Source organism: Shigella sp. FJ200513 (genome assembly GCF_040495915.1).
In the GTDB taxonomy this organism is placed as follows: domain Bacteria; phylum Pseudomonadota; class Gammaproteobacteria; order Enterobacterales; family Enterobacteriaceae; genus ECMA0423.
On sequence record NZ_JBDYCV010000134.1, the window covers coordinates 1 to 9,185 of the forward strand.

General features: G+C 49.2%; 12 protein-coding genes. 6 read left to right on the top strand and 6 right to left on the bottom strand.

What is annotated here, in order from left to right:
- Positions 1-274 (top strand): hypothetical protein (locus tag ABZJ92_RS19135; protein WP_214282738.1); only part of this gene is annotated, 274 nt, incomplete at its 5' end.
- A gap of 43 nt (positions 275-317) precedes the next feature.
- Positions 318-872 carry a gamma carbonic anhydrase family protein gene (locus ABZJ92_RS19140; RefSeq protein ID WP_001286216.1) on the top strand — a complete coding sequence of 185 codons (555 nt, stop codon included), beginning with the start codon at positions 318-320 and terminating at the stop codon, positions 870-872.
- Here ABZJ92_RS19140 and ABZJ92_RS19145 read toward each other — a convergent pair.
- Genes ABZJ92_RS19145 through dprA form a run of 6 tightly spaced genes read right to left on the bottom strand, consistent with a single transcriptional unit; the run spans position 848 to position 4,642 of the window.
- The gene (locus ABZJ92_RS19145) at positions 848-1,105 is read right to left on the bottom strand and encodes a DUF1488 family protein (RefSeq protein WP_001070563.1); all 258 of its coding nucleotides are present in this window, start codon (positions 1,103-1,105) and stop codon (positions 848-850) included. The two genes, ABZJ92_RS19140 and ABZJ92_RS19145, sit on opposite strands and share 25 nt — an antisense overlap.
- The gene (aroE, locus tag ABZJ92_RS19150; protein ID WP_000451217.1) at positions 1,102-1,920 is read right to left on the bottom strand and encodes a shikimate dehydrogenase; all 819 of its coding nucleotides are present in this window, start codon (positions 1,918-1,920) and stop codon (positions 1,102-1,104) included. Before aroE ends, ABZJ92_RS19145 begins: the two co-directional genes overlap by 4 nt.
- Positions 1,921-1,924: 4 nt before the next feature.
- On the bottom strand, positions 1,925-2,497 hold the full coding sequence (gene tsaC, locus ABZJ92_RS19155; RefSeq protein ID WP_005050640.1) for an L-threonylcarbamoyladenylate synthase type 1 TsaC: 573 nt from the start codon (positions 2,495-2,497) through the stop codon (positions 1,925-1,927).
- Positions 2,498-2,501: 4 nt separating this feature from the next.
- Positions 2,502-3,044 (bottom strand): DNA topoisomerase family protein, encoded by a 543-nt coding sequence (locus ABZJ92_RS19160; protein ID WP_001129726.1) that lies wholly within the window; start codon positions 3,042-3,044, stop codon positions 2,502-2,504.
- A gap of 28 nt (positions 3,045-3,072) precedes the next feature.
- Positions 3,073-3,546, bottom strand: coding sequence for a DUF494 family protein Smg (smg, locus tag ABZJ92_RS19165; protein ID WP_000460680.1), 474 nt, complete (start codon positions 3,544-3,546; stop codon positions 3,073-3,075).
- Positions 3,518-4,642, bottom strand: a complete 1,125-nt coding sequence (dprA, locus tag ABZJ92_RS19170; protein ID WP_000227557.1) for a DNA-protecting protein DprA — start codon at positions 4,640-4,642, stop codon at positions 3,518-3,520. Before dprA ends, smg begins: the two co-directional genes overlap by 29 nt.
- A 164-nt stretch (positions 4,643-4,806) precedes the next feature.
- Here dprA and def point away from each other — a divergent pair, with 164 nt between their 5' ends.
- Genes def through trkA form a run of 4 tightly spaced genes read left to right on the top strand, consistent with a single transcriptional unit; the run spans position 4,807 to position 9,011 of the window.
- Positions 4,807-5,316 carry a peptide deformylase gene (def, locus tag ABZJ92_RS19175; RefSeq protein WP_000114986.1) on the top strand — a complete coding sequence of 170 codons (510 nt, stop codon included), beginning with the start codon at positions 4,807-4,809 and terminating at the stop codon, positions 5,314-5,316.
- A gap of 14 nt (positions 5,317-5,330) precedes the next feature.
- Positions 5,331-6,278: a methionyl-tRNA formyltransferase gene (fmt, locus tag ABZJ92_RS19180; protein WP_000004428.1), complete on the top strand. Its 948-nt coding sequence runs from the start codon at positions 5,331-5,333 to the stop codon at positions 6,276-6,278.
- 45 nt (positions 6,279-6,323) lie between these two features.
- A complete protein-coding gene (gene rsmB / locus ABZJ92_RS19185) occupies positions 6,324-7,613 on the top strand; it encodes a 16S rRNA (cytosine(967)-C(5))-methyltransferase RsmB (RefSeq protein WP_005050632.1) in 1,290 nt (429 codons plus the stop codon).
- A 21-nt stretch (positions 7,614-7,634) separates the two neighbouring features.
- Entirely contained in the window at positions 7,635-9,011 is a 1,377-nt protein-coding gene (gene trkA, locus ABZJ92_RS19190) for a Trk system potassium transporter TrkA (RefSeq protein WP_000691382.1), read from the top strand.
- The last annotated feature ends 174 nt before the right edge of the window (positions 9,012-9,185 follow it).

Sequence of the window (9,185 nt, forward strand, 5' to 3'; positions counted from 1 at the left end):
CGCTTTAGCGCACTGTCGCGAGGTGGCGTATATTACGCTTTCCTCTTTCAGAGTCAACCCTGAATTTCAGGATTTTTTCTCTTCGTTGTTCCGACCATCCTGTGAAGTGTTTCACGTTGTCGTCTCAACGGAGGCGCATTATAGGGATCCCAATATTTTGCACAAGTATTTTTTTGATCTTCTTTTCTGTTTGTTGTTTTTTCACCCTTTTTGCTGCAATCGCACACAAAACGGTGCTTTTTTGCATACTAAAAGACTTGCACAAGGCCAATAATGCCCCCAAAGTCATTAGTAAATCATTTATTGCTGAGGTAAGTATGTCTGATGTTTTACGCCCATACCGCGATCTTTTTCCACAAATCGGTCAGCGCGTAATGATCGACGATAGCAGTGTCGTGATTGGTGACGTTCGTCTGGCTGATGATGTGGGGATCTGGCCGCTCGTTGTGATTCGTGGAGATGTACATTATGTACAGATCGGAGCACGCACCAATATCCAGGATGGCAGTATGTTGCATGTCACTCATAAATCCTCGTACAACCCAGATGGCAACCCATTAACCATTGGCGAAGATGTCACTGTTGGTCACAAGGTGATGCTCCACGGCTGCACCATTGGCAATCGAGTTTTGGTTGGGATGGGCTCAATTTTACTTGATGGCGCAATAGTAGAAGATGATGTGATGATTGGTGCGGGTAGTCTGGTCCCACAAAATAAACGGCTGGAGAGCGGATATCTGTATCTCGGTAGCCCCGTCAAACAGATCCGCCCGTTAAGTGATGAAGAGAAGGCTGGGTTACGCTATTCCGCGAATAATTACGTGAAATGGAAGGACGAATATCTGGATCAGGGTAACCAGACCCAGCCTTGATCATCTTCACTTTGTTCCTGAATTAAGTTTTCCGCTTCTTCTTCCAGGTCCCAGCGATGCTGACGAAAACTCGCTAACCACTGTTCTGGCGTATCTCCAGTAAAGCGATACGCCAGACTCTCGCCAGAGATCGCGCATGTCAGTTGCATACCATTCACGAGAGCGGGAAAACATACACATTTTTTATTCTCGTCCCACTCTTCCCTGTCCGGAAACTGGATGGCCTGATTCACGCGGACAATTCCTCCTGCAATTGCTTTATAACTGGTTCTACGTCAGGCAGAACACCGTGCCAGAGAAGAAAGGCATGAGCCGCCTGTGCCACCAGCATTCCTAAACCATCAGCATTACGCTTTGAGCCTCGCTGCTCACACCATGCCAGAAAAGGAGTTTTTCCTTTCTGATAGAACATGTCATAGCAATAAATGCCTGGATGAATGAGCGATGACGGGATCGCCGGAATATCACCACTGATGCCACTGGATGTTGCATTAATAATGAGATCAAACTCATGACCTTCCAGTTCGTCCATACCCAACGCCTGAATACTGCCAGTGTGCGCAAACAATTTAGCCAACTCTTCCGCGCGGGATACCGTCCGATTAGTGATTGTCACCGCACAGTCCAGGGAAAGAAGTGGCAGTAGTACGCCGCGAGATGCTCCACCAGCGCCGATAAGCAGAATACGTAAACCAGGGCGGATAAAAGACAGACGTTCCAGATCGCTTAACAAGCCTACACCATCGGTATTGTCACCCAGCAGGCGTCCATCTTCTAACCGCTTGAGGGTATTAACTGCACCAGCCAACGCTGCCCGTTCAGTAAGCTCATCCGCTCTGGCAAAAGCCTCTTCTTTAAAAGGCACCGTCACATTCGCACCTTTACCACCAGCACGAAAGAAAGCGTTCAGTGTGTTGATGAAATCATTGATGGGTGCCAACACGCGCCCATAGGGATGTTCAATATTCAGTTGCTGAGCAAATTGCTGATGAATGAATGGCGATTTGCTGTGGGCTATCGGATTACCAAAAACAGCATAGGTTTCCATTATGTTACCCCTGTCGAAACAGTTCACCCGTCAGGGCATCGCGGATTTCTGAAGGATTTAAACGCCCCCCCGTTTCACCAGGCACAACCGGGAACGCCGCGCCAAATTGTGCGCGAACTTCGTCTACTGTTCGACAAGGTGGCAATCCACTCAAGTTGGCACTGGTAGAAACCAGCGGTTTACCATAAGCCTGGCACAAAGCAACCACCAACGGATGGTCGGTGACTCGTACAGCAAGCGAATCAAAGCGGCCCGTCAACCAGCGCGGTGTTGTCGCAGGCGCGGGAAAGACAAAGGTGACAGGACCTGGCCAGCAGGAAAAAATGGTTTCACGCTGCACGTCAGTCAACATGGTGTCATCAATATAGGGTTTAAGCTGCTCGTAATTTGCCGCGATTAAAATCAGCCCCTTATCAACCGGACGCTGTTTTAACTCCAACAGTCTCATCACTGCTGTTTCGCTATCAGGATCGCACCCGACACCGAAAACGGCTTCCGTTGGATAGGCGATGACACGTTTTTCATTGAGGACATCTATCGCAGCTGCGATAGCGTCTCCTTGCAGGTTATTATTCACGTTATTATTCCGCCGAAACCGGCTTTCCACATTGTTTACTGGCACAAAAGTGTTTTACACCCTGCGCGGTTTTCTTTTCGATGAGTAGCGGATAATGACACTCAGGGCATTCTCCAGCTATTGGTTTGAAGTTAATGGCAAATTGACACTCCGGGTAGCGATCACAGGAGTGAAATGTTTTGCCATAACGGGAGCGGCGCTGGACCAGATGGCCCGTCCGACATTGGGGGCATGTAATTGCTGTTTCGTCCGGTTTATCGATAAGTTCGGTATGTTCGCATTCAGGGTAGTTACTGCAACCAATAAACATACCAAAGCGTCCCTGGCGTAATACCAGATTTGCGCCACATACGGGGCAAACCTGCCCCTCCAGAACTTTGACAATATGTCCATCCGCTGAAGATTTCAGAGGACGGACGTAGTCACACGCCGGATACTGTGAGCATCCAAGAAACGGACCGTGTTTCCCGGATCGAATAACCAGTTCAGCCCCGCACTTTGGGCAGGACTCATTATTACGCACCGTGAACAGTGCTGATTTTGCCATAACAACTTATGCTGAATTAAAGAAATGATTAATGCAGCATACCTTCATTCACTTCAAAGAGTAATTCTTCCATTTGCTGGTACGCATTTTCGCAGCCCGGGATGTTGAACAACACCATCAGGATCACCCATTTCAGATCATCCAGTTCGAACTCTGCGTTATCCAGCGCGAGCACTCGCTCTATCACCATTTCACGAGTTTCAAGGTTGAGCACCTGAATCTGCTCAAGGAAAAGCAGAAACCCACGGCAGCTGGCATCCAGTCGTTCACACTCTTCCGGTGTATAAATACGCATGGAGAGAGGATCCGAGGCCAGTTGCATCGGTTCTGCCAACCCTTCCTGATAATCAGCAAGTTTTTCCAGCCATAGCAGGGCATTGTAGATATCTTCTCGCTCAAAACCTGCGTCGGTAAGATCCTGTTCAAGTTTGTCTTGATCCACACGCAACTCAGCTTCAGTGTGAATATAGGTTTCAAACAAATACATTAGTACGTCGAACATGGCATGCCCTCCTCAATCGGACATAGCCGCCGGGTACAGCTGCGATCCATCCTGCTAACTCCAGTTCGAGTAGTTGAGTAACTACCTCTGGCACAGGTTGGCCGGCACGTTCAGCGACGACGTCAACAGGTGTTACCTCATCTCCTACGTTAGCCAGGAGCTCAGGAAATGGCAATGCCACGTCTTGCTGATCTGGTGAATAAAATGAATTTTCAGGGGCGTCTGGCAACCAGTGCAATCCAAATTGCAAGTTTTCCAGAATTTCTTCCGGTTCCGTCACAAGAATCGCACCTTGTTTTATTAACCAGTGAGGCCCTTCGCTTCCCGGATTCCCTATTGGACCTGGCAAGGCAAAAACTTCACGCCCCTGCTCAAGCGCACAACGTGCTGTCACCAGCGAACCACTGCGCAAAGCCGCTTCCACCACCAGTACACCTTTACTTAGACCACTGATAATGCGATTTCTTCGTGGGAAATTGTAAGCAAGGGGTGGAACATCGAGGGGAAATTCCGAGACGAGAGCGCCACCCTGTTCAAACAGACTGGCAGCCAGTCGGGCATGGCGACGCGGATGAATGGTATTAAGTCCATTCCCCAATACAGCAATGCTGACGCCATTTACCTGTAAGGCCGCTTTATGCACCACACCATCGATTCCACGCGCCAGTCCACTCGTAATTGTCACTCCACACGTCGCCAGAGTTTCGCAAAATAATCGCCCCCATCGCTCGCCATACCATGAATGCGCCCGACTCCCCACTACGGCAAGCTGAAATGAATGCAGCGCGTGCAGTTCTCCTTCAACAAACAGTGCGCCGGGGTAATCTGTCGTCGCCTGAAGTTGAGGAGGATAAAATTCGCTGTCCGCAGGGATTAAATGATGGTTGGGTTGCTCCAACCAACAAAGTGAGCTTTCGATACTCTTTCGTGGAAATGAAAGAAAGCGTTGTGCCTGCCGCAATGTAAGCCCTGTTTGCTGCAATACAACCGCATCAATATGCGACTGTTTTGCCAGCCAGTGAGCGATACGGACCATATCATCGCCGTACAAGCTGCTGATGCTCATTAAACGCAGCCAAATTTCTATATCGACCATCCTTATCTCCCTGCCATAAGCAAGCCTTAGCAATCTTTGCGATTGGTCAGTGATGCTGTCAATCAAGTGATGCTGTCAATCAAGTGATGCTGTCAATCAGAGGGGGATTTGTCTAGAATAGAAGAAATAATCTTTCTAACTCCTGAACACATCTCTGGAGATTTATGTCAGTTTTGCAAGTGTTACATATTCCGGACGAGCGGCTTCGCAAAGTTGCTAAACCGGTAGAAGAAGTGAATGCAGAAATTCAGCGTATCGTCGATGATATGTTCGAGACGATGTACGCAGAAGAAGGTATTGGCCTGGCGGCAACCCAGGTTGATATCCATCAACGTATCATTGTTATTGATGTTTCGGAAAACCGTGACGAACGGCTGGTGTTAATCAATCCGGAGCTTTTAGAAAAAAGCGGCGAAACAGGCATTGAAGAAGGTTGCCTGTCGATCCCTGAACAACGTGCTTTAGTGCCGCGCGCAGAGAAAGTTAAAATTCGCGCCCTTGACCGCGACGGTAAACCATTTGAACTGGAAGCAGAGGGTCTGTTAGCTATCTGTATTCAGCATGAGATGGATCACCTGGTTGGCAAACTGTTTATGGATTATCTGTCACCGCTGAAACAACAACGAATTCGTCAGAAAGTTGAAAAACTGGATCGTCTGAAAGCCCGGGCTTAAGGATAAGAACTAACGTGTCAGAATCACTACGTATTATTTTTGCGGGTACACCTGACTTTGCAGCGCGTCATCTCGACGCGCTGTTGTCTTCTGGTCATAACGTCGTTGGCGTGTTCACCCAGCCAGACCGACCGGCAGGACGCGGTAAAAAACTGATGCCCAGCCCGATTAAAGTTCTGGCTGAGGAAGAAGGTCTGCCCGTTTTTCAACCTGTTTCCCTGCGTCCACAAGAAAACCAGCAACTGGTCGCCGATTTGCAGGCTGATGTTATGGTCGTCGTCGCCTATGGTTTAATTCTGCCTAAAGCTGTGCTGGAGATGCCGCGTCTTGGCTGTATCAACATTCATGGTTCACTGCTGCCACGCTGGCGCGGTGCTGCACCAATCCAACGCTCACTATGGGCGGGTGATGCAGAAACTGGTGTAACCATTATGCAAATGGATGTTGGTTTAGACACCGGTGACATGCTCTATAAGCTCTCCTGCCCGATTACTGCAGAAGATACCAGTGGTACGTTGTACGACAAGCTGGCAGAGCTTGGCCCACAAGGGCTTATCACCACGTTGAAACAATTGGCAGACGGCACGGCGAAACCAGAAGTTCAGGACGAAACTCTTGTCACTTACGCCGAGAAGTTGAGTAAAGAAGAAGCGCGTATTGACTGGTCACTTTCGGCAGCACAGCTTGAACGCTGCATTCGCGCTTTCAACCCATGGCCAATGAGCTGGCTGGAAATTGAAGGACAGCCGGTTAAAGTCTGGAAAGCGTCGGTCATTGATACGGCAACCAACGCTGCACCAGGAACGATCCTTGAAGCCAACAAACAAGGCATTCAGGTTGCGACTGGTGATGGCATCCTGAACCTGCTCTCGTTACAACCTGCGGGTAAGAAAGCGATGAGCGCGCAAGACCTCCTGAACTCTCGTCGGGAATGGTTTGTTCCGGGCAACCGTCTGGTCTGATAGTCCACTCTTCTAAGCCCGGTCTTGCCGAGCATTTTTATACTTATGAAAAAACAACGTAATTTACGTAGCATGGCGGCCCAGGCCGTTGAACAAGTCGTCGAGCAAGGGCAATCATTAAGCAACATTCTGCCACCGCTCCAGCAAAAAGTTTCCGATAAAGACAAAGCACTTCTTCAAGAGTTGTGCTTTGGCGTACTGCGTACGCTTTCGCAGTTAGACTGGCTGATTAATAAGTTAATGGCCCGTCCGATGACCGGCAAACAGCGCACTGTGCATTACCTGATTATGGTTGGTTTGTATCAACTGCTTTATACCCGCATTCCACCTCATGCTGCGCTGGCTGAAACGGTTGAAGGCGCTATCGCAATTAAGCGTCCGCAACTTAAAGGGTTGATTAACGGTGTATTACGCCAGTTCCAGCGTCGGCAAGAAGAGTTATTAGCCGAGTTTAATACCCGTGATGCACGTTATCTGCATCCTTCCTGGTTGCTGAAGCGTCTGCAAAAAGCGTATCCAGAGCAGTGGCAATCCATCGCCGAAGCCAATAACCAGCGTCCGCCAATGTGGCTGCGTATTAATCGTACGCATCATTCCCGCGACAGCTGGCTTGCATTGCTGGATGAAGCAGGAATGAAAGGTTTCCCGCATGCGGATTACCCTGATGCTGTACGGCTGGAAACACCTGCACCTGTTCATGCGCTACCTGGTTTTGAAGACGGATGGGTTACCGTTCAGGATGCATCAGCACAAGGTTGCATGACCTGGCTTGCGCCACAAAACGGTGAACACATCTTGGATCTTTGTGCCGCCCCCGGCGGTAAAACAACGCATATCCTTGAGGTGGCACCAGAAGCGCAGGTTGTTGCGGTTGATATTGACGAACAGCGCCTCTCTCGCATTTACGACAATTTAAAACGCCTTGGTATGAAGGCAACCGTGAAACAAGGTGATGGCCGTTACCCTTCCCAATGGTGTGGCGAGCAACAGTTTGATCGCATTTTATTAGATGCGCCTTGTTCAGCAACGGGGGTGATTCGTCGCCATCCAGATATTAAATGGTTACGTCGCGATCGCGATATCCCGGAACTCGCGCAATTGCAGTCTGAAATTCTCGACGCCATTTGGCCGCATTTAAAATCCGGTGGAACCCTGGTCTATGCCACCTGTTCGGTGTTACCGGAAGAGAATAGCCTGCAGATTAAAGCCTTTTTGCAACGTACCGCTGATGCCGAACTTTGCGAAACAGGAACACCAGAGCAACCGGGTAAACAAAATCAGCCTGGTGCCGAAGAGGGCGACGGCTTCTTTTACGCTAAGCTAATCAAAAAGTGATGAGATAACGGGTCGCGACTGATGAAAATTATCATTCTGGGTGCCGGCCAGGTTGGCGGCACACTGGCGGAAAACCTGGTTGGCGAGAACAACGATATTACTGTTGTCGATACCAACGGTGAGCGTCTGCGGACCTTGCAGGATAAATTTGACCTGCGAGTCGTGCAGGGGCATGGCTCTCATCCACGCGTATTGCGGGAGGCAGGTGCCGACGACGCCGATATGCTGGTTGCTGTAACCAGTTCAGATGAAACCAATATGGTTGCCTGCCAGGTAGCCTACTCACTTTTCAACACCCCTAATCGCATCGCTCGCATCCGCTCACCAGACTACGTACGCGATGCCGATAAGCTATTTCATTCAGATGCTGTACCGATTGATCATCTGATCGCACCAGAGCAGTTGGTTATCGATAATATTTACCGACTGATTGAGTATCCAGGCGCATTGCAGGTGGTGAACTTCGCTGAGGGTAAAGTCAGCCTCGCTGTAGTTAAAGCCTATTATGGCGGCCCGCTGATTGGTAATGCACTTTCGACCATGCGCGAACATATGCCACATATCGATACTCGTGTGGCAGCAATTTTCCGCCACGATCGCCCCATTCGTCCACAAGGTTCGACCATTGTTGAAGCTGGTGATGAAGTGTTCTTTATTGCCGCTTCACAGCATATCCGCGCGGTGATGAGTGAATTACAGCGACTGGAAAAACCGTATAAACGGATCATGCTGGTTGGTGGCGGTAATATCGGTGCAGGGCTGGCGCGTCGTCTGGAAAAAGATTACAGCGTTAAACTCATCGAACGTAATCAGCAGCGCGCTGCCGAACTGGCGGAAAAGTTGCAGAATACGATCGTCTTTTTTGGTGATGCGTCGGATCAAGAACTGCTGGCCGAAGAACATATCGATCAAGTTGATCTGTTTATTGCCGTCACCAACGATGACGAGGCCAATATCATGTCCGCCATGCTTGCCAAACGTATGGGTGCGAAAAAGGTGATGGTATTGATCCAGCGTCGCGCTTATGTGGATCTGGTTCAGGGGAGCGTGATCGATATTGCAATTTCACCACAACAAGCAACTATTTCTGCGTTGCTTAGCCATGTGCGAAAAGCAGATATTGTTGGTGTTTCCTCATTGCGCCGCGGCGTAGCAGAAGCTATTGAAGCCGTTGCTCACGGTGATGAAAGCACCTCACGCGTTGTCGGCAGAGTCATTGACGAAATCAAGCTACCGCCAGGAACGATTATTGGAGCGGTGGTACGTGGAAACGACGTGATGATTGCCAATGACAATCTGCGCATTGAGCAAGGCGATCACGTAATTATGTTCCTCACAGATAAAAAGTTTATTACCGACGTCGAAAGACTCTTCCAGCCAAGCCCTTTCTTCTTGTAATTAATAAGGCGTCTAATGACGCCTTATTATTTCCCTTTGATTATCAAGGATTAATTAAATTCATTCCTGGCAGGAAAATGGCTTAACATTTGTTAGACGTAAGCGCCCCATCAGCGACGTCTTGTGAAAATTGTCCTGTCTGGCAACAATCGCGCCCATCTATATTGATGGACA

What these genes read in the sequence shown, in the direction of transcription:
- aroE (WP_000451217.1), bottom strand. Translation starts at nt 1,920, where the DNA reads ATGGAAACCTATGCTGTTTTTGGTAATCCGATAGCCCACAGCAAATCG.
- dprA (WP_000227557.1), bottom strand. Translation starts at nt 4,642, where the DNA reads ATGGTCGATATAGAAATTTGGCTGCGTTTAATGAGCATCAGCAGCTTG.
- def (WP_000114986.1), top strand. Translation starts at nt 4,807, where the DNA reads ATGTCAGTTTTGCAAGTGTTACATATTCCGGACGAGCGGCTTCGCAAA.
- smg (WP_000460680.1), bottom strand. Translation starts at nt 3,546, where the DNA reads ATGTTCGACGTACTAATGTATTTGTTTGAAACCTATATTCACACTGAA.
- trkA (WP_000691382.1), top strand. Translation starts at nt 7,635, where the DNA reads ATGAAAATTATCATTCTGGGTGCCGGCCAGGTTGGCGGCACACTGGCG.
- ABZJ92_RS19140 (WP_001286216.1), top strand. Translation starts at nt 318, where the DNA reads ATGTCTGATGTTTTACGCCCATACCGCGATCTTTTTCCACAAATCGGT.
- rsmB (WP_005050632.1), top strand. Translation starts at nt 6,324, where the DNA reads ATGAAAAAACAACGTAATTTACGTAGCATGGCGGCCCAGGCCGTTGAA.
- ABZJ92_RS19160 (WP_001129726.1), bottom strand. Translation starts at nt 3,044, where the DNA reads ATGGCAAAATCAGCACTGTTCACGGTGCGTAATAATGAGTCCTGCCCA.